The following is a 24,564-nucleotide window of genomic DNA, read 5'->3' as shown; positions in this document are numbered from 1 at the left end:
ATTAATCAACTATTAAATTTTGATAAGTTCAAGATTACCGAAAGAAATAACATCTTTAGACGCGCCTACTGTAATGACACCGGTTTGTTGAATTTGCTCTAAAACTCTCCTTATCGGGTTTGGGGTTTGGCTTGTTACTGTTAATATTAGGGTTATGGTCACTATGACAAGTGATTGATACAGGTAAAAATGTCAATGTTACACAGCAAAAAAAAATTTATACTCGCATGGTGTTACTTAAGAGCTTGATTTGGGAATTCTATAAATAGTCGATTCGGGACTGCCTATTACTCAATCAATTGTCCGGAGGGAGAATCAACTAATTCTTAATTTCAGTCTATAAATATGGAAGAAACAGTTCACGACAACTTCTTCAAAAATTTTACTGTGGTAACAGCAACTCGATCCGCGGCCGATTATCTTCCTGAAAAGTCGGGTGTTTATGCTTTCTATCATGCGTTTGATTTTTTAGAAGATGATTTGTTTAGCCAGATAAACACTCGCCTGCAAAATACGGTATTCAGAACCAAGTTTTCTGAGGAAAATAATAAAAGTAAGTTTATTATCGATACTTGTGGAGAATCAGTAGGTTTATCCCCAAAAATGGCTCAATTTATCAAAGCTGTTTCTCAGCCTAAAGAACGAAGAATTTTAAAAAATCTGCTAATTTCATGTAGTCTTTTTCAAAGCCCAGATTACATAGGCACTGCCAGCAATTTAAGAGATAGGTTTGTTCAGCATTTGGAGCGAGAAGATGGTTTTTTTTCAAAATACGGAAACTCAAGACTAAATGATGAATTTTTATTCGTTTCTTTCCCCTGTCCCAAAAATATTGCTAGAGAGTTAGAAAGCCTATTAATTCAACTATGTCAACCGAAATTTAATACCCAGAGGAGTTAGCAAATGGAATTAGATAATCAGTCTCCAGAGATTATTGAATATAAGGCCATTACTGGTACTTTTGGTGAGGTTAGGTACTTTCTAACAACTCTCGATCAAAGTGATGCTGTTGAAAACATTCAATTTGCTGATGAAATTCAAAACAGTTGGAGCTTCTCAGAACGAGTTCAGAGAAAACTAGATGAAAATAGAGCAAATATAGAGATATTTTCTTACCTAGCGCGAGATGGTATTCGTTTTTTTAATTCAATTGTAGTTGTGCTTTTACCCAACTCTAATACGCAAACAGAGTTTTGGGACTTTTCAGAAGTTAAAAGTCAGGGAAAACCGATAGAAAAATGGGTCAATTTAAAGCTCTATAAAAATGTATCTAGAATTGTAATTGATGGTCAACATAGACTTCTTGCTTTAAAAACATATTGGAATGCCCATACTGGAAAAGAGCCTTTAAGCCCTCAACAAATCAATGATAATTTTAATTGCTCAGAAACCTTTGATATACCAGTGGTTTATTTAGTATTTCGTGATTTGGGCAGGGTTGGATATGCAGACTCAAGCACAACGGTAAGAGATGAAATAATTCAAGCAACTCGCAATATCTTTACAGTTATAAACAAGACTGCTAAATCAATCGATAAACAAACTCAACTATTACTTGATGACAGTAAGGTATCAGCATTAATTCCTAGAAAACTTTTAGAGGAAAAAATGCTTGAAGAAAAATTCATTAGATGGTCTTCCCCCTCATCAAGCTTGACCCAATCAGAACCTTACCTAACGAATTTAGATTTGGTTAGTCAATGTATTAAGGAACTATTAAAAGATTATAAAAAAGAAGCTTTAGATAAATCATTTAATTCACCAATTGACCGTAATAAAGCTTTGAAAGATTATTATGAGTCTCATCCTAAACTTCCTCAAATAGGCACGAAAGAATTGCTTAAGTGGTTTTTCACTGAACTTCAGCCATTCAAAGATTGGATATCACAGATTGACTACCTAGGTATAGATATTCCTGTTCAACCCAAACAACCTCGATTAAGTGCAAGTCAAAAAAAAAGTATAAAGGAGTTACGCCATTCTAGTATTTTATATACTATTCTAGGACAAAAAATTCTTTTTTGTGCTGTTTCAAGGTTCTTGCTTAGGATACACGCAGAGTACCGTATTCCAGAAACTCTTAACGCCATTTCTGATAGTATTACCAAAATGGATCAAGATAGCTTTTTTAACCGAGATCAATCTCATTGGTCTTATGTTTTAGTCGAGCCAAATGCAAAACTAACCATGATAACTAAAGGCTCCGGGTCAGAAAAATGTATAGAGCTTGTCAAAATGATATTGCTTAATTCCTCTGAGGGCGTGAGAGAGTTGATAAGGCGTACTAAAGAAGAGGTCAATAATGATGTCAACTGGACTGAAACTTTAATTTCTAATTGGAGAAAAGAGTTTCATGTAAAATTCCCTGAAGTTGAATTGATTGATGAGCAGATCAAGGAATCTTCTGAATCAGATGACTTGTTTAGTGAAGTTCGAAAACAGCTTGACTTTTTGGAAGAAGATGAAGATGAATCTTCTGAAATTGAAGATGATGAGGGTATTTTTGAAGAAATCGAGGAAGTAACAGATTAAAGATAAAACAGTAAAATGATAATATGGGTAAAAATATCGATCAATTTACTGAAGATAGACCCGATGATTAAATAAATATTCTGTTTTTACATAATTTACTTTCATCGGGTTCAAGATTATAAAAACCCGCCTAATTATAAACTAAGGATGAAAGCTTATTACACCTCCATCCTTTATCTTTACACGATTATTCCCACTCGATCGTCCCAGGCGGCTTAGAAGTAATGTCATAAACCACACGATTTACTCCCCTTACTTCGTTGACAATTCGGTTAGAAATCGTTTCTAATAAATCATAAGGAACTCTTGCCCAATCAGCCGTCATTCCATCTTCACTGGTGATTAATCTTAAAACAATCGGATGAGCATAAGTACGCTGATCTCCCATGACTCCCACACTCCGCACGGGTAATAAAACCGCGAAAGCTTGCCAGAAATCGTGATACATTCCCTGCTTGCTAATTTCATCCCGAACAATAAAATCTGCATCCCGCAAAATTTTTAGCCGCTCAGAAGTCACTTCTCCGATAATGCGAATCGCTAAACCCGGACCAGGGAAAGGATGACGACGGACAATTTCTTCGGGTAACCCAATAGCACGCGCTAATTTACGCACTTCATCTTTAAACAGTTTCCGCAAGGGTTCAACCAGCTTAAAGCGTAGATTTTTCGGGAGTCCGCCCACGTTGTGATGGCTTTTAATTTTAACAGCCACTCGTTCTCCGGTTTGCGGATCAACATTACTATCAGCCGACTCGATCACATCCGGATAGAGTGTACCTTGGGCTAAATAATCAAAAGGCCCAAGACGATTAGATTCTTCTTCAAATACTTTGATAAACTCATGACCAATGAGACGGCGTTTTTCTTCTGGATCGGTTACGCCTTTGAGTTGCGTTAAAAAGCGTTCACGACTGTTAACATAGACCACCGGAATGTGAAACTGCTGATCAAAAATTTGTACCAGGCGTTCGGGTTCTCCTTTTCGCATGAACCCCTGATCAATAAACATACAAGTCAGTTGATCGCCGATGGCGCGATGTAATAAAAAGGCTAGGGTTGAAGAGTCTACCCCACCTGATAAAGCTAATAATACCCGTTTATCCCCGACTTTAGCTCGTATTTCTCGCACCGATTCTTCGACGAAGGCTTCGGTTGTCCAAGTGGGTTCACATTTACAAATATGATAAACAAAGTTACGGATCAGAGCAATTCCGCCCACAGAATGCACCACTTCTGGGTGAAATTGTACGCCAAACAGTTTCTTCTCATGATGGGCGATGGCGGCACAGGCGGTGTTTTCTGTGTGAGCGAGGTTTTCAAACCCTTGTGGCAATTCAATACAAGAGTCACCATGACTCATCCAAGCGGTAGAACCATTTTCTACATTCGTTAATAAATCTGTGGGATCATCAATATATAAGGCGGCTTTTCCGTATTCGGCCCGTTTGGCTCGTTCTACTTTACCCCCCAGTTGTTGTACCATCAACTGCATCCCGTAGCACACGCCTAAGATGGGAATGCCTAGCTCCCAGATGGCTCGATCACAGTGGGGGGCATTGGGGTCATAAACTGAGTTAGGACCGCCTGAAAGGATAATGCCTTTTGGGGCCAGTTGCCGCAGTTGTTCGGCAGTGGTGCGATAGGATAGAACTTCTGAGTAAACGTTTGTTTCTCGGATGCGGCGAGCAATTAATTCTGAATACTGGGAGCCAAAGTCAAGAATAACGAGCATTTGGCGATTAATTTTCTCTTTTAAAGACTCGTCGCTCATAGCCTCTAAAGAGCTTGGTTTTGATGGTATTTGTGTAGCCACTATCGGAGTCCTTTTTGATCAGGTAGAACTTGTAAACATTCGTTAAGATTACAGGGCTTTTTCTTTATCTTCTATTCGGGATGGAATAAAATAAAAAAGCCTTTTATTGTTTTTGATTCCTTTCAAAGATTCTGACTATTTTAGCACAATTTTTCGAATGGGTCTGAAGTTAACCTCAGACTGATGCTACGGTTTATCGTCTATGCTAACCCTTGGGGTGGGAAATGATGAAAGATTTCACGATTATTTAACGGTTTTCAATAGTATTAATGTTCTCAATCCCCCCGAGAGAAGTCGAGCCGAGGCTAATGGTAGCCAAGCCCGAAAAGGTTTGGCTAAATCCGCTAATGGCTTTCTCTAAAGCTGGTGACAAGATTTGAACTTGCGACCGGCTGATTACAAATCAGCTGCTCTACCACTGAGCTACACCAGCACTATTGCTAGAATAACAAATTTTGCCTCTTTTAGAACAAAATTTATGACTTTTTTTTCAACGTTTTTAAAAAATTGGACATAACTCATATAGAGTATATCACAAGTTGATGTCCAATCACCTTTAATATTGGCAAAATTTTAAGCCATCTTACTTTCAATTGCCCAACGGGCTAACTCGGTTCGGTTATGAAGATTGGTTTTGTTAAGCATATTAGAAACATGGCTTTCGATGGTGCGCTGGCTAACGTTGAGTTTGTCAGCAATGTCCCGGTTAGCCATTCCTTGGGCCACTAATTGAATAACTTTTAATTCAGTGGGGGTTAATTCTACATGACTCGGGACTTGAATGGTTGGACCACTCGTCGTTGAAAGTGATGGCGGAACTACTCGACTCAGACAAGCCTCTACTTGGGCAACCAGTTCTTCAGGTTCAAAAGGCTTGATCATATATACATCGGCTCCTGTTCTTAGCCCCTTAATGCGATCTTGGCTTTGACCTTTGGCCGAAAGAAATAAAAAGGGAATCCAACTGGTGCGGGCATCATCTCTTAGCTTTTCGACAAAAGCATAACCATCCATTTCTGGCATCATCACATCACAGATAATCATGTCAGGAATCTGCTGCTGCTCTAAAATGTCGAGAGCTTCTCGGCCATTTTCAGCCGTGATCACTTCGTAGCCTCTAAACTCTAAATAATCTTTTACTAACAATATTAAGTTGGGGTCATCATCTATAAGCAATAGTTTTTTGCCTTCTTTGCTGGTGTTGTCTTTCATCTGCAATACTTATTATCCGAGTGTCGGGTTAACGTTGGTTAAGCTTAATGTCTTTCTATTTTATCCCTAAGCCACAGATGCCAAACAGAATAGGGAACTTGATTCTGTAAAGAAGCTAACAATAGGGTAATTCATTGAATAAGATTTATGCTCTAAAATCTCATAAAAGTTTATTGTGTCGCTTCGGGTACTATTTCTGTTGTTAGTGGGGTTTGGGTTGGGTGGCTCAATTCCCAAGAAATTGAGCTAGGCTCTAACTCGGAGCTTGTCTCTGGCAAAGCATGAGTTAGAAAGGCATACTCTTCTACTATTTTATTACCAATTAGATGTTCTTGGATAATTCTCTCAATTACTTCTGGGGTGGCGTGGCGATACCAAACACCATCCGGATAAACCAATAAAATTGGTCCGTCCGTACAAACTCTTAAACAATTGGCTTTGGTACGGAAAATACAGCTAGGATTATCTTCTGTCGGCTGATCTAGCTTAAGTTCTTTTAAGCGACCTTTGAGATATTCCCAAGCTTCTAAGCCAACGAGTTTAGGACAACATTTAGGTTTAGTTTGATCGCTACACAAAAATACGTGACGCTGAATTTGTCTTAATCCTAAATTCTCGATGCTTTCCCTTAGAGGATCTTTACTTTGAGAGATAATAGCATTTTGTTCGTGAGACAATAGGGGTTGATTTTCGCCGCTTAATTCGTTCATAGAAGATTTAATCGCTCTAAGATCAGACCACATTCATAACTATAAACTCTTGTCAAAGAGATCAACTTTTTTTAATCGCACTACAATTTGAACAAGTTTTCCAGCCGGCAAACTATTGATCATCTTTTTTGCTTATATTAACACATTTTTGGGCTTTCCCCCTGAACCTTTCCTTTTTTTCCCTACTTTTTATTCCCCCTTAACGGTTAGCAAAAACCCCCCTGAGCCCAGGAGGGTAAGATAGACTTAGTAATATATGGCCTTTTTACAAATCGCCATTGCGAAAAGCTAACAAAAAGATGACTGCCGGACCGGCAAGCATAATCAAGGATACAAAGGTCAATTGAAAAATAGGTTCTAAATTGAGTGCGAATAAATACATATATTCTCCTAACTGTGCCCCGTCAATAAAAAGGCTAAACACCAAAAAAACCATTGTATATAATACCTGGGAACGAGAACCTAATTCTCAGTAAAGTTACAAAAATATATAAAGAATTGTTACAAAAATAGGGAGCGGCTTAACTTATGGCAACTTGGCGATGTGTAAAACAGTGTGGGGCTTGCTGTCATCTGGCTCCGGAGGAGCGTCCAGAATTAGATGAGTATTTATCTCCAGAGGAATTAAACCATTATCTAAGCCTGGTGGGGGAAGGAGGATGGTGTATACATTTTGACCATGAGACTCGAGAATGTAAAATTTATGAACAGCGCCCGATATTCTGTCGTGTCACCCCCGACAACTTTGAGCGGATGTATGGAGTCTGTGGCGAGGAATTTAATGAATTTGCCATAGAGTGCTGTCAGGAGCAGATAGAGGCTGTCTATGGAGCAGACAGTGCGGAAATGGATCGCTATAATCAATCCCTAGCTTAACAATTGACAAGGAAAGAGCGGCTCTCGACTTAGCTGTGCCCTTCGCTATAGTTTGTCGTCTAGAAATTTTACCAATCATCAACTCCGTCTAAGCTCTGTTGGAAGTCGGCACAAAAAATGATAGAATTATGAAAACTTAGCTTAGTTAGAAGTGCCAATGACAGCAACTCAGCCTCGTATCGGCAAACCCCAAGAACTGTCTCAGTTTTCAGGGACCCCTAAAACCGAACCAACCCAAGCCGCATTAACTACTGCCCATCAGACAAAAGACAAAAGTGAGCCTTCATGGAGTTTCTTTTCAGTATTTAGTTCAACATTTCTAACGATTTTTTTGGCTGAGATGGGAGACAAAACCCAACTAGCTACGCTATTAATGAGCGCACAATCCCAGTCTCCTTGGATGGTGTTTGCCGGTGCGGCTACCGCCTTAATAGGGACCAGTTTATTAGGAGTGGTGATCGGATACTGGATCTCCAGACGCTTATCCCCAAAAACTCTAGATTTTGCCGTCGCTATCCTCTTACTGGTGATTACCGGTTTGCTGATGGGCGACGTATTAGCCTCTTAAAATTATTGTAAATTTTTCTAAAAAAAAATGGATTGGCAACTTTTTGGACTAAGTTTTATCACCGTATTTTTAGCCGAAATTGGCGATAAAAGTCAATTAGCGGCCATCGCCCTAGGAGGCAGTGCGAAATCCCCTCGTGCTGTTTTTGTAGGAAGCATCACCGCTTTAATATTAGCCAGTTTTTTAGGCGTGATTGCCGGGGGAAGTATGGCTCAACTATTACCCACCAAAGTGTTAAAAGCGCTCGCCGCCATTGGTTTTGCTGTCATGGCTTTAAAAATCTTATGGCCACAGGAGGAAGATTCCCAACAAGATTAAAACAAACAGACGTTCAACCTAAGCTGATCAGGTAGGTATATTAAAATCAAAAGTCCTAGATCAAAAATAGGATTAAATTCGACTGGCCAGAGATTTTAACCTCCATGCCTACCTACACCGGAATTTCAAGCAATGCCTTTAGACATCCCCTAGATCAACAAGCCGAAGCCAGCTTGCGGAGTCTTCCGGGCTTTGATATTTTAGCCAAAAGCTTTTCTCAATATCTTTACGAACGTCCTCAACACATTTTTTTGTTGGGTAACAACATCAAAGTCACTTCCCGCCAATACCCTACCCTTTACGGAATCTATACTGACTGTATTAAAGATTTAGATATTGCGCCGGAACCCATTCTCTATGTGGGTCAAAGCCCCTATGTTAACGCCTATTCTCTCGGCAATGAACGGCCTTATATTGTCATTGACACAGCTTTACTGGATTTACTGCAAGAAGATGAAATCCGCACCGTTTTAGCTCATGAATTAGGGCATATCAAATGTGACCATAGCCTATTGACACAGATGGCCTTATGGGTAATGGGAGCCGCTTCTATGTTAGGAGATTTAACCCTGGGACTAGGAAAATTAATCACCACCGGCATGATTTATGCCTTCTATGAATGGCGGCGCAAAGCCGAATTATCCGCCGATCGAGCCGCTTTGCTGGTGATGGACGACCTTAACCCCATCATGAGAACCATGATGAAACTCGCCGGAGGCACTCAAAAATATGGCTCTGAGTGTAGTCTCGAAGAATTTATTCGCCAAGCCGATGAATATCAGAACTTAGATCAAGATAGCTTAAATCAACTGTATAAATTTCTGATCTATAACGGAGGTCAAGGCAGGTTTCTTACCCATCCCTTTGCAGTAGAACGAGTACACTATTTGCGACAATGGGCACAATCAGAACAATATTATCAGATCCGTCAAGGCAATTATGCTCGCTCACAAACCAACACCACAACTCCTGTAGAAACCCAACCCGATAACAGCGAAGTAGAAACCTTACGGCGACAAATAGAAGAACTACAAGCAGAAATAGAACGAGTTAAATCCGAAAACTCTCCTGAATAAAAAATTTGAGCCGCCTAGTGCCTAACTGTGCCACAAATAGCTAAAAGGTTCTCGGCAATTCCCGAAAAAATTTGTAAAGATCTAAGAAGATGCTATTTGGATGAACGATTATGTTTCCCTTTTTTGGCAATCCTTGCTGCACCAATGAATCCATATCTCGGAAAACTTATCAAGAACGTAAGCTTAAGTTTCTTAAAGGCATACGAGATGACCTCGAAGCCAGATTAGCCGGACTAAACGCCTCCATTGAAACCATCGAGCGTCAACTGTCTCAAGAAGAAGGCTAATCTCGCTCGAGATTACCATTAAACCCAAGGGGAAAAGGGCTGTCCATCGCTTTTTCCCCTAATTTTTTCTCGGGTCAAACCTTCCTTAGATCGCGTTAGCTTTCGAGAATCACTACCATTTGGCAAAAAAAGAGGTAATAATAGAATGTGATTAGGGGCTTGACTCTTGGCCAAATTCTAGTAAGCTACTAATCAATCCTAAAATACAACTAACCGATTAATGCCAATAGATCGGTTTTAACCTTTTGGAGTGAGGAAGTAACATCGCCGTGTCGTCTAGCGCCATTGGACAAAAACAAAAAAAGGAACAACCGGTTTCCCCAAGTTCCCAATTTAAACAAGGTGTGTTTAAAATAGCAGGAGGAACGGTTCTGGGATTTACCATGATCGCAAGTTCGGTGGTAGCTGGAGGACTGGTGGGTCTAGCCATAAGCTTTCGCAATCTCCCAGATGTTAGAGTATTAAAAGACTACGTACCAACGGAAACCAGTTATATCTATGATATGAAAGGAACCGTCCTCAGTAGTCTTCACGGAGAAGCAAACCGCAAAGTGATTAAACTTAATGAAGTTTCTCCAGAAATGAAACGCGCTGTAATGGCGATTGAGGATAGCCACTTCTATATCCACAAAGGGATCAATCCCAATAGTATTGGTCGGGCAATTTTAGCTAACTTAAAAAATGGAGAAGTGGTAGAAGGCGCTTCAACCCTGACAATGCAGTTAGTTAAAAATATTTTTCTTTCCCATCAACGGACCGTCAGCCGCAAACTTGCAGAAACCGTATTAGCGATCCGTGTAGAACAAGTTTTTAAAAAAGATGAAATTCTAGAAATGTACCTCAATAATATTTATTGGGGTCACAATAATTATGGCGTACAAACCGCCGCCGAAAGTTATTTTAATAAACCCGCGTCTAAACTCAATCTGGCTGAATCAGCCATGATGGCCGGCCTGATCCAAGCCCCTGAATCCTATAGCCCCTTTATCAACTACAAAGAGGCGAAAAAACGTCAGGAAATGGTATTAGACCGAATGGTAGAACTCGGATGGATCACCAAAGAAGAAGGGCAAAAAGCCAAAAAACAAGCTTTAAAAGTGGGAAAACCCACCTCTTGGCGCGGCAGTAAACTACCTTATGTGACCGATACAGTTATTCAAGAGTTAAATGAACGCTTCGGCAAAGAGACAGTCATTAAAGGGGGAATGCGAGTCCAAACGACCGTAGATTATAGAGTCCAAAAAGCGGCAGAAGAAACCGTACAAAATGCTTATAATGTTCTTAGAGGACGCGGCTTGTATACCCGAGAGTTACAAGTGGCTCTAGTATCAGTTGATCCGAGAACTCACTTCATTAAAGCGATCGTCGGGGGAGTGGATTACAAGAAAAGCCAGTTAAATCGCGCGATTCAATCTCACCGTCCGCCTGGATCGACTTTTAAACCCTATGTGTATTACACAGCGTTTGCCAGTGGCAAATATACCCCTGATTCCGTCGTGGTAGATGGTCCGATCAGCTTCCGAGATGGAAGCGGCTGGTATACGCCGAAAAACTACGGCGGTGGCTATTCTGGTGCCATGTCGATTCGCACCGCTTTAGCCCAATCTCGCAACGTTCCTGCGGTTATTGTGGGCAATAAAGTCGGCACGAGCAAAATTATTGAAACCTGTCGCACCTTGGGCATAAAAAGCCCCTTACAAGCAGTTACTTCTCTACCTTTGGGCGCGATTGGGGTTACGCCTTTAGAAATGGCCGGTGCTTATGCAACCTTTGCCAGTAATGGTTGGCAATCTAATACTACTATTATTGCTCGCATCACCGATAGCCGAGGCAATGTCTTGCTCGATAATACTCCTAAACCGCAACTGGTGCTAGACCCTTGGGCGGCAGCCTCTCTCACCAGTGTTTTAAAAGGAGTTATTGCCGGTGGAACCGGCACAGCCGCTAATATTGGTCGTCCCGCAGCCGGTAAAACCGGAACAACCGATAATGAGCGCAATGTCTGGTTTGTGGGTTATGTTCCTCAGTTAGCAACGGCTGTCTGGATCGGAGATGATGCTAACCGTCCTTTAGGAAAAGGGGTAACCGGTGGAGGTTTTGCGGCTCCCATCTGGAAGAATTTTATGCTACAAGCTCTTAACAATGAACCTGTGATGGATTTTCCCGCCGCGTCTAATTTCCCTCGTCCTAAGGCGAAATAACAGGGCGCTCCTCGGTGACAAAATTCTTGCCATAATTGACCACAGTGGCACCCACATAAGGAGCATATTGGTTGATCTTCTCTTGTCTAGCTAGTCTAGTAGGACTGTAGAATAGTTCTCCTACCCCAAGGCTTGAAACGATCACCGCCGTCATAGCAATGAGGTAGTTGCGGATCATTTGTTTATTAATGGTAGCTATTTCCATAAGTAAAAAATACTACTATTACTAATGACATACTACATAACCACTACAAAAACAGCAACCATCAATGGAGCGATCTCTGCTTCAGCCTAAAGTCGGGCTACTGTCTTTGGGTGTATCTAGTTGGACTGATACCAAGAACAGCAGATAGTTGTAAAATGTGTTATTAAGTAGTTGGACTTTAATTATTTATAGCCGTTAAGAATAATCACGCAATTCAGGACGAGTTAGAGAATTTGAAATTGATTCATGAGCGTAATCTTTATTGATGTCCAATGACTTAAAACCCTGAAATTTTCCAAGCATATTTATATTTCTTAAAAAGATGAAATTAGATCGCGATATTATTAGGCAATGGGCAAATTTTACCGCTATTTTAGCAGCCTTTGGAGTTAATGTTTACTCGAATTTATCTCCTCCTAACGGCTTGTCTATCGGCGCAATTTCTAATACTTATTTTAAAGAAGTTTTAATTATTCCCGCTAATTATGCTTTTGCCATTTGGGGACTCATCTATTTAGGATTAATTAGTTTAGCTATTTATCAAGTTTTGCCGGCCAATAAAAATGTGCCTCATCTTGAGCAAATGGGTTATTTTATTACTCTGAGTAGTCTAGCTCAAATAGTTTGGGTTTTTCTATTTCAGTATCAACTCTTTGCTCTTTCAGGAGTGGCTATGGTGGGAATTTTATTATCGTTAATAGCTCTCTACCTGCATTTAAAAATTGCTAAAAAGCCGGTTTCTAGACAACTTAAATGGTTGGTAAACTTTCCCATTAGTATTTATTTTGCTTGGATTAGTATAGCCACTATTGTGAATATGGCTATTATCCTCTATCGTGCAGGCTGGAATGGCTGGGGGCATCCGGTTGCTTGGACGGTGATCATGATGATGGTAGGAACAATTATTGCCCTCATCATTACCCTGGAACGTAGAGACTTAGCCTATGGTGGAGTATTTATCTGGGCGTTAGTCGCCATAGGCATTCGCAATTTAAATCAGATTTTTATAGCAGGAGTTGCAGTGGTATTAGTCATTTTACTGGTTTTAGCCATTGGTACATCCCTCAAACGGCGTAAACAGTTAACAGGCAACAGGCAACCGGCAACCGGCGAAAAGCAACAGGTAACTCATGACTCCTGACTAAATGACTAACCAAGTCGCCAGCCCTCCAAAAGGCACAAATCGAAGCCATCGAAATTTATGAGGAGCAGGGATGACTGCACCAAGGAGAATCACTTGAAAAACCCAGAAAAGCACAATATCAACCACAAAAGCAATGGTTAAACGATCACTGCTTAATAAAGCTAAAAAATATTGTCCTCTTTGAGCAAGATTCCCCGAGTCGGGAAAAGCGATCAATGTCCATACTACAGATATAGCCGCCACAGTAATAGCGATCCAACCCAATGACCTCTCGAGTAAACCTTTGTGATGGGGTAAAAGCTGAACGTCCGAGACAGAAGGACTTCGCAAAGCCATATAGGGAATTAGAAACACATTCGTGAGAAACATTGCCAAACCCCACAAACCCACTTTAGGCAGCTTACTTCCTGCCGGATCAGCTAACATCAGTGGCAGAAACATTAACATCCAAGCTTCAGCAAAGTTAAAAAGTCCTTGAGAGACAGGATGCACCAGAGGAGCAATCATTACATTGATCCCTAATGCGTTGAGAAAAGGCAAAATAAAAAAATAATTCGTAGATTCGTTTAGCGCTTCTTGTATCGTGTGAGGTTGAATTGCCCAAACCGGTTCTCCTCCTATAATCTGACCAGTGGGCGAGAACAAAAGAATATAAACATAGACTACCCAAAGAACCCATAACCCTATACTGGTAGTTGATAATCCTTTTTTCTCTTCAATCGGCTGTTGTAATAATGACTCAGAAAGGGGGTCTTTATCCCTCTGGGGCTTCAATTTTTCGCTTGCCATTGGAGCATAATTTTTTATTAAAAAATAGTTATTGAATTTCTAATTTCATCCGGTCTAGGGTCATCCGCATCTGATCAAACATTTGCTGAGGAGTCATGCCAAATTGACCTAACTGAGTTTTCAATTGCTGTATAGTCATTTGCGCCATAAAGTCCTCAGATAGCTCAAAACGTTTCATAAAGATTTTATAACGGTCCATGAGTTCCTCCATCTTATCGATGAAGATCTTTTTTCCCTCACGGTCAAATTTCCCGTACTCACTCCCCAACTGCATCAGGGATTGATAATCTTCAAATAGCTGTTTAGCTTCTTGCTGTACTACTTCAGAATCAAAGAAACCCATATCTCTCCTGCTTAACACTCATGCGATAAAGGCTTATCCCCTATTGTAAAGGAGCCTAAAGTTTAAGGGAAATACGGATTTCCGTAACAAGGAACTCCCAGGATCGCTCCTTGGTCAAAAAGGTTAAAGTGAGAATATAAAAATACTCTAATTAAGAGCCGCTTGACATCGAAGCATAATGTTTTGGGATTTATTTAAGTTACCTAAAAACCGTAAAATAGCCGTTTTCCTAGCTTTATTAGGAAGTATACTCGCTTTGCCTATTCCGATTGCTGGTATCCATAAGTTTTATTTAGGACAACCCTTGTGGGGAATTATTTACCTGTTATTGTGGAATACTCCTATCCCGAGAATTGCCTCTGCTATTGATGCGGTTTGGTATTTGGTGCAAGATTCTCAGCAATTTGAGAGCCGTTTTCAGGAGAATTCGGCTTTTACCTCGGTTAATTCTGCCACAATCGATCCCTCTCGCGTTAGTGCGATCGCCTCGGCTTTGCGGGAGTTAGATCAATTACGAGCCGATGGATTACTATCAGAATATGAATTTGAACAAAAACGCCGCCAATTATTAGAATGATCCGCTTCCAATGGTTATCTAATGCTAGAGAGTTTACCCAAAAACTCAACCCACATCATCAGGCAATTCGCCAAAAAATCAAAAATGATCCATACTATCGTTTTCAGTCGCTAGAAGAAATTGCCATTGCTGCCCAATTAGGACTTAAAATAGATGTTAATCAAGCTAGTGTCGATGATTGGCTAAAATTACCCGGAATTTCCATCAATCAAGCTCGGATTTTAGTACAACTTGTCGCCCAGGGGGTTGCGTTCCTCTCTATTGAAGATGTAGCCGCAGCCATTAGCGTTCCTACCCGACGACTCAAACCCCTAGAACCGATTCTCGATTTTTGTTACTATGACCCTGAGAGTCTTTTGGCTCCTCAACGGGTTAATCCCAATACAGCTACTTTAAAACAACTTGAACAAATTCCTTTTTTAGTTCCTACATTAGCCGCAAAAATCCTGAGTGAGCGTCAACAAAATGGCAATTATCAAAATTTAGTTGACTTTCAGCAGCGCCTTAACCTAAGCGGTGAATTTATTGCTCAAGTCATGCACTATTTAATATTTTAAGTAAAATAAAGTTAAAATAAATTTATGTTGAAATTTGAATATTCCAGTTTAATTAATGCACCAGTGGACATCGTTTGGAATTTTCACGAAAGAAAAGATATTTTAAAATTGCTAACGCCTCCTTGGCAACCGGTGCAAATTGTTCGAAGAGAAGGAGGATTAAAAGTAGGCGCAATTACTGAATTTAGGATTTTTCTCGGTCTTATTCCCGTGACTTGGATCGCGCGTCATATTGCCTGCGAACCCTATCAGCTTTTTACTGATCAGCAAATTCAAGGCCCGATGGAATCGTGGATACATCGCCATCAATTTTCTTCTCAAAATGGTCAAACGCGACTGACCGATTATATTACTTATGAACTTCCCGGGGGATTATTGGCTGAGTTGCTGTTAGGCTGGTGGGTCAATTCTCGTTTACAAGATATGTTTCACTATCGTCATCTTGTGACTAAACAAGAATGTGAAAAGTTAGCTAATTATCAATATAATTAAAGTAATTTATGAACAATATAATAATTTTTATTAGTAATCTTATAAATTTTTTGATAATAAAAATCAATAAAAACCTGAGTTAAATGAAGTGAAAATATCTTCAGTGTCCTAAAAAAGCAGAGAAGGCATTAAATTATAATTGAGAAAGACTTTTGTTTAACTATTAAGATTTGATACTATCGGCTCTTTTTAGGGGTTTTAGTCTGATATAACTAAAAAAATAAGTCAGTTGTCCTCAGACAATGCTACTTTAAATAAATCTCTACAAATAAATAGACCAGAAAAGGGCCTGTAAGGAGAAGTGATATGACATCAGAACTCATTTATGAAATAATCGGTTTTAGCGTGATTGTGGTAGGAACATTTAGCTATTTACAACTTAATAGCAGTAAAAGTAAACTAAAACAAGAAATGCTGACTTTACAGCAAAAATTAGCAGAAGATAAGGATTCGTTACAAAAGCGGCTAACTGAGGCTGATGAAACTAATCAATCTCTAACTGAAGAAAAAACGCAACTAGAAGCTAAAATTGAGCAGTTAGTAGCGAATCTAAAGGAAGCACAGCAAGCGGCTACCTCCCAAGAACAGGCAAAAAATGCTCTTGCACAAAATTTACAAGAGGAAAAAAGCCAAGTTTCATTACTGACAACTCAATTGCAACAGTTTGACCGCGAAAAACAAGATTTACACCAACGACTCAACCAGTCAGAGCAAGAAATATCTCAGGTTAAAACCCAACTGCAAAAACTCACCGCAGAAAAACAAGACTCGCTTCAACAACTCCAAAACGCTCAAGCACAACTTTATTCAGAACAAAGCCAAACTCAACAATTAACCCTCCAAAAACAAGATTTACAATCACAACTCGGCGAAATACAACAATCACTCCAACAACTAACCGGCGAAAAAGAACATTTAAACCAACAACTAGAACAAGCTTTAGCCCAAGTTTCAACACAAGAAACACAAGCTCAACAATTAACCCTCCAAAAACAAGATTTACAATCACAACTCGGCGAAATACAACAATCACTCCAACAACTAACCGGCGAAAAAGAACATTTAAACCAACAACTAGAACAAGCTTTAGCCCAAGTTTCAACACAAGAAACACAAGCTCAAGAATTAACCAGCGAAAAACAAGATTTACAATCGCAACTGGCCGAAGTTCAACAATCACTCCAACAACTGAGCAACGAAAAAGAACATTTAAATCAACAACTAGAACAAGCTTTAGCCCAAGTTTCAGCACAAGAAACACAAGCTCAACAATTAACCAGCGAAAAACAAGATTTACAATCGCAACTGGCCGAAGTTCAACAATCAATCCAACAACTGAGCAACGAAAAAGAACATTTAAACCAACAACTAGAACAAGCTTTAGCCCAAGTTTCAGCACAAGAAACACAAGCTCAAGAATTAACCAGCGAAAAACAAGATTTACAATCGCAACTGGGCGAAATACAACAATCACTCCAACAACTAACCGGCGAAAAAGAACATTTAAACCAACAACTAGAACAAGCTTTAGCCCAAGTTTCAGCACAAGAAACACAAGCTCAACAATTAACCAGCGAAAAACAAGATTTACAATCGCAACTGGCTGAAGTTCAACAATCACTCCAACAACTGAGCAACGAAAAAGAACATTTAAATCAACAACTAGAACAAGCTTTAGCCCAAGTTTCAGCACAAGAAACACAAGCTCAACAATTAACCAGCGAAAAAAAAGATTTACAATCGCAACTGGGCGAAATACAACAATCACTCCAACAACTAACCGGCGAAAAAGAACATTTAAACCAACAACTAGAACAAGCTTTAGCCCAAGTTTCGGCACAAGAAACACAAGCTCAACAATTAACCAGCGAAAAACAAGATTTACAATCCCAACTGGCTGAAGTTCAACAATCACTCCAACAACTGAGCAACGAAAAAGCCCATTTAAATCAACAACTAGAACAAGCTTTAGCCCAAGTTTCAGCACAAGAAACACAAGCTCAACAATTAACCAGCGAAAAAAAAGATTTACAATCCCAACTGGCCGAAGTTCAACAATCAATCCAACAACTGAGCAACGAAAAAGAACATTTAAATCAACAACTAGAAGCGGCTAAAATACAAACTCCTTCACCAGAAACACAAGCTCAAGAATTAACTCAAGAAAAAGAAGAGTTACCATCACCAATCGAAGCAACTGAAGCAGAAACCGTTACAGATTCAAAAACCGAAGAGGAAAACAAATCAGAGCCAGAAAAATTAGCTCAACCTGTCGCTGAAGATACCCAAGAAATAGAAGATAAAAAAGCCACTCCGCCCCAAAATCTATTAAAAGGGAAAAAATTTGTGATTGTGGGAACCTTATCCAAATTAAACCGAGATCAAGTGAAATCTATTATTCAAGAAGCAGGAGGACAGCTAACCAGTTCACCGAGTTCTAAAACTGACTATATTTTAGTGGGTAAAGCCCCTGGTACAAAAGCGAAAAAAGCTCAAAAAAATCGCGCGGCTACCCTTTCAGAATTACAGTTTATAGAGTTATTGAAAAATTCCGGCATATCTATTTAAGAAAAAACTTAGATAAGGAGGCTTGAAACCTTGCTGGTGGTAGAGGGACTTAAGTCTTACTTAGCTATCTGCTTCACCTTAGCCTATTGAGATCGACTTAGGTAATAATAAATAAACAGTAAGCGAGTAAGCTTTCTCGAGTAACCAAGATGATAGAAGTTGAACACCTCAGCAAAATCTACGGCTCAACAGCAGCAATACAAGATGTAGATTTCTCGGTTCAAGCCGGTGAAATTGTCGGATTTCTCGGCCCCAACGGCGCAGGAAAAACCACCACCATGCGAATTTTATCCGGATATATACCCGCTACCACCGGAACAGCACGCATCGCCGGTTATGATGTCCATGAACAGTCCATGCAAGTGAGACGGAGTATAGGGTATTTACCGGAAAATCCCCCCCTGTATCCCGAGATGACAGTAGAGGCATTTTTGGATTTTGTCGCTCGCATTAAAGGCGTTGCGGCTGGTGAGCGCAAAACTCGAGTAGATTGGGCCATTAAACGCTGTCAATTAACCGAAAAGCGCAAAGTGATCATCCGCAAACTCTCGAAAGGATATAAACAACGGGTAGGGATCGCTCACGCCATCGTTCACAATCCGCCGGTGATTATCTTGGATGAACCGACAGTAGGACTAGACCCTAAACAAATTACAGAAGTTCGTGATTTAATTAAAAGTTTAGCCGGAGAACATACCGTTATCCTGTCTACTCATATTTTGCCTGAAGTGAGTATGACCTGTGATCGCGTCATCATTATTAACAAAGGTAAAGTAATCGTGACTGATACCCCAGATAATCTTATGTCTCAACTAACGGGTAATGGGGGTTATGAACTAGATGTAGCAGGCGATATAACTTTAATTGAGCCAATATTACCGACAATTGCGGGTATTTTGAAGGTAGAAGTGGCGGATCATAGCCTAAATAGTAATCGCTATCTCATTCACATTACCACTGAATCAGACTTAGAATTAGGACAAGACCTTGCTAATTTAATTGTCACTCAAGGACTTGGATTATATGAAATGCGGCGCATCCGTCCTACACTAGAAGATGTCTTTATTGAATTGATTACAGAAGAAGCCCCGAATGAGTGAGCCGTAAAAACAATGATTATTGCGAATATAATTGCTATTTACCGCAAAGAATTACAAAGTTATTTTTTTTCTCCCTTATCTTATCTAATAGCCGCTTTTTTTTGGTTAATTTCCGGAGTATTCCTCAGTTTAATTCTTGACAATATCATTCAGAGTATTGCCAGTGCAGAACAACAGGGAATGACAGCACCGGTTGATGTAGCTGATACCTTTCTAAATGCTTTTTTAGGCGTAGTGGCTTCTCTGTTATTAGTTCTATTACCCGCTCTTTCTATGGGACTGTATGCCGAAGAACGCAAGCGAGGAACCTTAGAACTTTTGGCCACTTCTCCCCTGACTAACTGGGGAGTCGCTGTAGGAAAACTTTTAGGAGTCAGTACATTTTTTACGGTCTTATTAATTCCCCTAGTTATTTACGAAGCCATCGCTTTTAGTGCTTCTAACCCCCCGGTTCAACTGCCAGGAATTTTAGTCGCTCATGGAGCCTTAGTTTTACTAGCCGCTTCGATTCTATCATTAGGAATGTTCATTTCTTCTTTAACAGATAGTGTAATTTTGTCCTATATTTTAACCTTTATTTTGTCCGTTTTTCTCTGGATTATTGATGCCGTAGCCGAAAAAGCCGGCGGCGTGTTTGGACAAGTTTTGTCTCATTTTTCTTTGTTTAATAATTTTAATGATTTAGTGAGAGGAATATTTAACACCAGTAGTATAGTTTTATTTGTCAGTTATATTATCCTCGGAATTTTTCTAACAGCACAATCTATAGAAGCGTTAAGATTTCAGCGTTCTTAAGCAAAATGACAGCCAAAAAACTCTTAAAATATTTATTTATACCTGGATTAATTCTCATCACTGCCGGTATCACAGTCAGATTAACTATTACCACATTATTAAATTTAGCCACCGGCTTAATGATTGGAGGAGGAATTCTTCTCATTATTTGGATAGTATGGCTCTTAATTTCAGCCCAAGGATTTTGGGCAAAACGTTCCACTCAAGTAGGGACAAATGCCATCATTTCTACTTTATCCGTTATCGCCATTTTAGGAATTATTAACTTTTTAGCGGTTCGCTACTCGACCAAAATAGATTTAACTGAAAATCAACTTTTTACTCTCTCTCCTCAATCCCAAGAAATTGTTAAAAATCTAAAAGAACCCGTCAAAATTTGGTTATTTGATAATGACCCTAGCCCAAATGATAAAGAACTTTTAGAAAATTATCGTCGTTATAGCCCTAACTTTCAATATGAATATGTTAATCCGGATCAAAATCCAGGATTAGTTAGAAAAATAGGCGCTAAAGCTTTAGGAGATGTTTATCTTCAGTATAAAGATAAAAAACAGCAAATACAAACTTTAATCACCTTTGGCACCAGAGAACCTCTTTCAGAAATTAAACTCACCAATGGAATCGAAAAAATCTTAAGTGATCGCATTAGAACCGTTTATTTTCTTCAAGGACACGGCGAACACTCCTTAGATGCGGCTGAAGGAGGAATATCTCAGGCCGTAACCAGTTTGAGAGAAAAAGGCTATCAAGTCGAACCCCTTAATCTAGCTCAAAGTTCGGGAATTCCCAAAGATGCAGATGTCATTGTCATTGCAGGACCTAAACGGGATTTATTTAAACAAGAAGTAGAAGCCTTAGAAAACTATACGGCTAATGGCGGCAATCTGTTTATTTTACTCGATCCTACAGTTAATGCAGGGTTAACTCCTTTGTTAAAACAATGGGGAGTCGCACTTGATGAGCGTATCGTTATTGATGGTTCCGGTGCAGGAGAGTCAGTGGGGTTAGGTCCTGCTACGCCTATCATTACCACTTATGGGAATCATCCCATTACCAAAGATTTTAAAAACCAAATGTCTTTTTATCCTTTAGCACGAGCGATTGACACATTACAAACTAAAGGAGTCAATGCTGTGGCGCTATTAGTCACCAATAACCAAATGTGGGCCGAAAGCGACCTCACTGCTGATAACATTGCTTTTGATAAAACTAAAGATATTCCGGGGCCGTTTGACTTAGGGGTGGCACTCACTCGGACTTTCTCTTCCTCATCTCCTACAAAACCCGATGCTAACTCTTCATCCCCCTCTGAGAGCGAAAAACAACCCTTCCCTCAAACCACTCCTTCGCCTTCTACTACCCCCCTTGAGCAAGAAAAATCGCCAACCACAGGCGTTACACCTTCGCCGAATTCTCCACAAAAACAATCCACAAAGGTGACTCCTTCGCCTAACTCTCCACAAAAAGAATTAGCAGGCGTTATCTCTTTCCCTTATGAAATTGCCGCACAACCCGAGGCCCCAACACAAGCGGCTAAACCCTCTCCTTCCGAAAGTTCCCAGAAAAAACAACAAACCAAACAAAATCAACAACAGACAAAGGAAACCCCTTTACCCGATGTTCAAACTCCTCAAAGTCCCTCTCCTACCTCGTCTCCTCCCTCTAATTTCATCAATCCCGATCAAGAAATCTATGTCTCACCCTCAGCAAGTTCTCAAAGCGCTTCTCCTTCTGTAACCCCTCAAACCAACAAACAAGAGCAAAAACCCTCTCCTTCTCCCTCTGTTTCTCCCTCACCTTCTGCGGTAGTTTCTCCGTCGCCTTCTGCGGGAGTTTCTCCGTCACCTTCTGCGGGAGTTTCTCCGTCACCTTCTGCGGTAGTTTCTCCGTCACCTTCTGCGGTAGTTTCTCCGTCACCTTCTGCGGCGGTTTCTCCTTCTCCTACAAACACTAATAGAGTACCTTCAGACAAACCTATAGAAGCCAAAATGGTAGTGATTGGTAACTCCTCTTTTGCTACCAATGGGTTATTTGATCAACAATTAAATGGAGATATTTTTCTAAATTCTGTTCAATGGTTAGCTAATGGGAATGAACAACCTTTATCTATTCGTCCTAGAGAACCTCAAAACCGCCGGATTGTGCTTTCTAAATTGCAAGCGGGTTCAATTTTTTGGCTATCGATTATCGTGTTTCCCTTGCTCGGTTTTCTCCTAGCCGCAATTACCTGGTGGAAAAAAAGGTAAAAAAAGGGTAAATACCCAAATTTTCGCTTAATTATTAGTGATTAGTTAGCCGTGAAGCGCCGCTTATAAACCGATGAAATTACAAAAAACCACTTTGGGATTGTTAACTGTTGCCGTTCTTTTAGGTGCAGGGGTATCCTTTTATGAAATTGTTGGCAAACCCCATCAGCAAGAAGTTCAAGAAAAGCAAAAACAAATTTATACCTTTAAGGAAGAGGATGTTCAAACTTTAACGGTTGAAAAGGGCGGAAAAACTCTAAAATTTGAACGAACTAAGGATAATACTCAAGTTTGGCGCATGAAGCAACCCGAAGATACTAATGCAAGTGATGCGGCTGTCTCTTTTTTGTTAGACTTATTAGTCGAAAGACCACGAGATCGCACCATCACTGTCCCCATGCAACAACTCAAAGATTATGGATTAAACCCCCCTTTAGCGACGATTACCGTTCAATTAGCCAATCAGGAAACTCATAAACTCGTATTAGGTAATCCGAACTTAGAAAATTTGTATATTTATGGTCAAATTGATCCGCCTGAAAATGCCAAAGAAGTAGAAGTTGTCTTAATTCCTAAAGAGTTTCAATATGCTGTAGAACGAGATTTGGCAGAATGGAAACAACCTCAAGAAAAAGAAACTGATCAACCATCTCCTCAATCTTCTAGTCAATAACATTTTTTGAGGTCAAGGCAGAAAAATTTTATTAAAATAAATTTAAACCTTTTTGAATTTTAAAATCAAAAAAATTCTACGAGGGGCTAGATTTTGTGCGAATAATCGCTTTAGCAATACTCTATGCTGTCACCGCTAAACTCGGGCAAATTTTCTCTTTAGTGGGGGGTAGCGTCACGCTGATTTGGTTACCTGCCGGCATTGCCTTGGCGGCTATTTTAATCTTTGGTTATCGTCTTTGGCCTGGGATTTTTTTAGGAGTATTGATAGCCAATTTTAACCTTCCCATTCCCCTGTTATCGGTGTTAGGTATGGCTACAGGCTCATCTTTAGGAGCTATAGTGGGAGCTTACCTGACTAAAAAAGGAAATTTTCACAACAACCTCGATCGTATTGAAGATGTCTTTAGTTTAATTGTACGAGGAGCAATAATTAGTCCGGTAATTAGCTCCTTAATTGACGTGCCGAGTTTATTTTTAGGCGGCGTTATTCCCCCCAATCAATTATCATTATTCTGGTTCCAATTTTGCATGGGGGATGCTCTGGGAGTATTGGTAATTACTCCTGTGTGTTTAACTTGGATATCTCCTATTAAATGGACGTATAAGCAAAAAATAGAGGCGTTTATTTTCTTTTTATTATTGTTGTTGATCTCGGGAATTGTCTTTAACGGATGGTTAATTAAAGAGCAAGACTTGTTGCCGGCTTTTATTATTTATCCCTTTCTAGTTTTAGCTCCTTTACGTTTTGGTTCAAAAGGTGCGGCTACGGCCTTATTACTGGTTTCTATCATGGCGTTATTGGGTTTGGTTCATGATACTGGGCCATTTGTCGCCAGTTCACCGCTCAAAACCTTGGTTCTTCTCTGGTTATTTGTTAATGTAGCTGCGGTGGTAGGGTTAGTGTTGGCTGCCTCAATTTCTCAGCTAATTCAAGCTAAACAACATCTTGAGCAAATGGCTTTATATGATTCTTTGACGGGTCTTGATAATAGAATATTATTAACCGATAAAATTACAGCCGCTTTAGCACGAGCAAAACGTTATCAAAATTATGCTGTGGTGCTTTATTTAGACCTAGATGGCTTTAAACTCATTAACGATACAATGGGACATGATATGGGCGATCAGGTATTAATTGAGGTTGCCAAACGTCTTAAAATGTGTGTGCGACAGACTGATGCGGTTGCTCGCATTGGAGGCGATGAATTTGTCGTATTGCTGCAAGATGTGAATCATATACAAGGTGCAGAAAGAGTCGCACAAGAAATTATTCAGATAATTAGCCGCCCCATCCAGTTGCACAACAAACAAATGCACATCGGCGTGAGTATTGGGGTTGCAGTTGCTCCTGGTAATGGTACTAATTTAAATCAATTGCTCAGAAATGCCGATCATGCGATGTATCATGCTAAACAGAGCGGCAAAAATACCTATAAATTTTATTCAGTTCACGAATTTAGAGAATCTAGGTAAATTT

At 39.9% G+C, this 24,564-nt stretch carries 26 protein-coding genes and 1 tRNA gene; 19 read left to right on the top strand and 8 right to left on the bottom strand.

All coding sequences use genetic code 11. The features are described 5' to 3' along the window. The first annotated feature begins 345 nt into the window (after nucleotides 1-345). Together CYAN7822_RS15155 and CYAN7822_RS15150 are read left to right on the top strand one after the other, a co-directional pair. Nucleotides 346-900, top strand: a complete 555-nt coding sequence (locus tag CYAN7822_RS15155) for a GIY-YIG nuclease family protein (RefSeq protein WP_013323148.1) — start codon at nucleotides 346-348, stop codon at nucleotides 898-900. 3 nt (nucleotides 901-903) lie between these two features. Then, complete coding sequence (locus CYAN7822_RS15150; RefSeq protein ID WP_013323147.1) at nucleotides 904-2,532, top strand: DGQHR domain-containing protein; 1,629 nt, start codon at nucleotides 904-906, stop codon at nucleotides 2,530-2,532. A 187-nt stretch (nucleotides 2,533-2,719) separates the two neighbouring features. Here CYAN7822_RS15150 and guaA read toward each other — a convergent pair whose 3' ends face one another. Beyond that, the gene (gene guaA / locus CYAN7822_RS15145) at nucleotides 2,720-4,306 is read right to left on the bottom strand and encodes a glutamine-hydrolyzing GMP synthase (protein ID WP_013323146.1); all 1,587 of its coding nucleotides are present in this window, start codon (nucleotides 4,304-4,306) and stop codon (nucleotides 2,720-2,722) included. A 244-nt stretch (nucleotides 4,307-4,550) separates the two neighbouring features. Here guaA and CYAN7822_RS37725 point away from each other — a divergent pair, with 244 nt between their 5' ends. Next, nucleotides 4,551-4,709: a hypothetical protein gene (locus CYAN7822_RS37725; protein WP_157871814.1), complete on the top strand. Its 159-nt coding sequence runs from the start codon at nucleotides 4,551-4,553 to the stop codon at nucleotides 4,707-4,709. On the opposite strand, the gene CYAN7822_RS15140 is transcribed toward CYAN7822_RS37725, so the two are convergent. The 4 genes from CYAN7822_RS15140 to psb30 form a co-directional block, all read right to left on the bottom strand. Continuing rightward, nucleotides 4,710-4,781, bottom strand: a tRNA-Thr gene (locus CYAN7822_RS15140). A gap of 140 nt (nucleotides 4,782-4,921) precedes the next feature. Beyond that, nucleotides 4,922-5,560 carry a response regulator transcription factor gene (locus CYAN7822_RS15135; protein ID WP_013323145.1) on the bottom strand — a complete coding sequence of 213 codons (639 nt, stop codon included), beginning with the start codon at nucleotides 5,558-5,560 and terminating at the stop codon, nucleotides 4,922-4,924. A 170-nt stretch (nucleotides 5,561-5,730) separates the two neighbouring features. Beyond that, a complete protein-coding gene (locus tag CYAN7822_RS15130; protein ID WP_041933259.1) occupies nucleotides 5,731-6,270 on the bottom strand; it encodes a (2Fe-2S) ferredoxin domain-containing protein in 540 nt (179 codons plus the stop codon). 265 nt (nucleotides 6,271-6,535) lie between these two features. Beyond that, complete coding sequence (gene psb30, locus CYAN7822_RS15125; RefSeq protein ID WP_071881442.1) at nucleotides 6,536-6,652, bottom strand: photosystem II reaction center protein Ycf12/Psb30; 117 nt, start codon at nucleotides 6,650-6,652, stop codon at nucleotides 6,536-6,538. 146 nt (nucleotides 6,653-6,798) lie between these two features. Here psb30 and CYAN7822_RS15120 point away from each other — a divergent pair, with 146 nt between their 5' ends. From CYAN7822_RS15120 to CYAN7822_RS15100, 6 genes are all read left to right on the top strand, one after another. Then, a complete protein-coding gene (locus CYAN7822_RS15120; protein ID WP_013323142.1) occupies nucleotides 6,799-7,146 on the top strand; it encodes a YkgJ family cysteine cluster protein in 348 nt (115 codons plus the stop codon). Nucleotides 7,147-7,303: 157 nt separating this feature from the next. Continuing rightward, nucleotides 7,304-7,714 carry a TMEM165/GDT1 family protein gene (locus CYAN7822_RS15115; protein WP_013323141.1) on the top strand — a complete coding sequence of 137 codons (411 nt, stop codon included), beginning with the start codon at nucleotides 7,304-7,306 and terminating at the stop codon, nucleotides 7,712-7,714. Nucleotides 7,715-7,741: 27 nt separating this feature from the next. Beyond that, complete coding sequence (locus CYAN7822_RS15110; RefSeq protein WP_013323140.1) at nucleotides 7,742-8,032, top strand: TMEM165/GDT1 family protein; 291 nt, start codon at nucleotides 7,742-7,744, stop codon at nucleotides 8,030-8,032. A gap of 104 nt (nucleotides 8,033-8,136) precedes the next feature. Next, the gene (locus CYAN7822_RS15105; RefSeq protein WP_013323139.1) at nucleotides 8,137-9,108 is read left to right on the top strand and encodes a M48 family metalloprotease; all 972 of its coding nucleotides are present in this window, start codon (nucleotides 8,137-8,139) and stop codon (nucleotides 9,106-9,108) included. 110 nt (nucleotides 9,109-9,218) lie between these two features. Further along, nucleotides 9,219-9,395 carry a hypothetical protein gene (locus CYAN7822_RS38680; RefSeq protein ID WP_013323138.1) on the top strand — a complete coding sequence of 59 codons (177 nt, stop codon included), beginning with the start codon at nucleotides 9,219-9,221 and terminating at the stop codon, nucleotides 9,393-9,395. Nucleotides 9,396-9,664: 269 nt separating this feature from the next. Continuing rightward, nucleotides 9,665-11,596, top strand: coding sequence for a transglycosylase domain-containing protein (locus tag CYAN7822_RS15100; protein WP_013323137.1), 1,932 nt, complete (start codon nucleotides 9,665-9,667; stop codon nucleotides 11,594-11,596). On the opposite strand, the gene CYAN7822_RS15095 is transcribed toward CYAN7822_RS15100, so the two are convergent. Next, nucleotides 11,583-11,801 carry a hypothetical protein gene (locus tag CYAN7822_RS15095; RefSeq protein WP_013323136.1) on the bottom strand — a complete coding sequence of 73 codons (219 nt, stop codon included), beginning with the start codon at nucleotides 11,799-11,801 and terminating at the stop codon, nucleotides 11,583-11,585. The genes CYAN7822_RS15100 and CYAN7822_RS15095 overlap by 14 nt on opposite strands. Nucleotides 11,802-12,123: 322 nt before the next feature. Between CYAN7822_RS15095 and CYAN7822_RS15090 the strand changes: the two genes are divergently transcribed. Further along, nucleotides 12,124-12,942: a tryptophan-rich sensory protein gene (locus CYAN7822_RS15090; protein ID WP_013323135.1), complete on the top strand. Its 819-nt coding sequence runs from the start codon at nucleotides 12,124-12,126 to the stop codon at nucleotides 12,940-12,942. On the opposite strand, the gene CYAN7822_RS15085 is transcribed toward CYAN7822_RS15090, so the two are convergent. Further along, nucleotides 12,943-13,734: a hypothetical protein gene (locus CYAN7822_RS15085; RefSeq protein WP_013323134.1), complete on the bottom strand. Its 792-nt coding sequence runs from the start codon at nucleotides 13,732-13,734 to the stop codon at nucleotides 12,943-12,945. Between the two features lie 28 nt (nucleotides 13,735-13,762). Beyond that, on the bottom strand, nucleotides 13,763-14,077 hold the full coding sequence (locus CYAN7822_RS15080; protein ID WP_013323133.1) for a DUF1825 family protein: 315 nt from the start codon (nucleotides 14,075-14,077) through the stop codon (nucleotides 13,763-13,765). Nucleotides 14,078-14,255: 178 nt separating this feature from the next. On the opposite strand from CYAN7822_RS15080, the gene CYAN7822_RS15075 reads away from it, so the two are divergent. From CYAN7822_RS15075 to CYAN7822_RS15035, 9 genes are all read left to right on the top strand, one after another. Continuing rightward, entirely contained in the window at nucleotides 14,256-14,654 is a 399-nt protein-coding gene (locus CYAN7822_RS15075; protein WP_013323132.1) for an SHOCT domain-containing protein, read from the top strand. Next, a complete protein-coding gene (locus CYAN7822_RS15070; protein WP_013323131.1) occupies nucleotides 14,651-15,211 on the top strand; it encodes a ComEA family DNA-binding protein in 561 nt (186 codons plus the stop codon). Before CYAN7822_RS15075 ends, CYAN7822_RS15070 begins: the two co-directional genes overlap by 4 nt. A gap of 24 nt (nucleotides 15,212-15,235) precedes the next feature. Then, nucleotides 15,236-15,703, top strand: a complete 468-nt coding sequence (locus CYAN7822_RS15065) for an SRPBCC family protein (RefSeq protein ID WP_013323130.1) — start codon at nucleotides 15,236-15,238, stop codon at nucleotides 15,701-15,703. Between the two features lie 306 nt (nucleotides 15,704-16,009). After that, a complete protein-coding gene (locus CYAN7822_RS15060; protein WP_013323129.1) occupies nucleotides 16,010-18,271 on the top strand; it encodes a BRCT domain-containing protein in 2,262 nt (753 codons plus the stop codon). A 149-nt stretch (nucleotides 18,272-18,420) separates the two neighbouring features. Then, nucleotides 18,421-19,371: an ABC transporter ATP-binding protein gene (locus tag CYAN7822_RS15055; protein ID WP_013323128.1), complete on the top strand. Its 951-nt coding sequence runs from the start codon at nucleotides 18,421-18,423 to the stop codon at nucleotides 19,369-19,371. A 12-nt stretch (nucleotides 19,372-19,383) separates the two neighbouring features. After that, nucleotides 19,384-20,166, top strand: a complete 783-nt coding sequence (locus CYAN7822_RS15050; RefSeq protein ID WP_013323127.1) for an ABC transporter permease — start codon at nucleotides 19,384-19,386, stop codon at nucleotides 20,164-20,166. A gap of 5 nt (nucleotides 20,167-20,171) precedes the next feature. After that, a complete protein-coding gene (locus tag CYAN7822_RS15045) occupies nucleotides 20,172-22,412 on the top strand; it encodes a Gldg family protein (RefSeq protein WP_013323126.1) in 2,241 nt (746 codons plus the stop codon). A 73-nt stretch (nucleotides 22,413-22,485) separates the two neighbouring features. Next, nucleotides 22,486-23,085: a DUF4340 domain-containing protein gene (locus CYAN7822_RS15040; protein ID WP_013323125.1), complete on the top strand. Its 600-nt coding sequence runs from the start codon at nucleotides 22,486-22,488 to the stop codon at nucleotides 23,083-23,085. Nucleotides 23,086-23,180: 95 nt separating this feature from the next. Then, nucleotides 23,181-24,560, top strand: a complete 1,380-nt coding sequence (locus CYAN7822_RS15035) for a diguanylate cyclase domain-containing protein (RefSeq protein WP_013323124.1) — start codon at nucleotides 23,181-23,183, stop codon at nucleotides 24,558-24,560. Nucleotides 24,561-24,564 lie beyond the last annotated feature (4 nt).

The organism is Gloeothece verrucosa PCC 7822 (genome assembly GCF_000147335.1).
GTDB classification, from domain to species: Bacteria; Cyanobacteriota; Cyanobacteriia; order Cyanobacteriales; family Microcystaceae; genus Gloeothece; species Gloeothece verrucosa.
The sequence above is the reverse complement of the archived record's forward strand: the minus strand, read 5'-3'. Positions and strand labels throughout refer to the sequence as shown.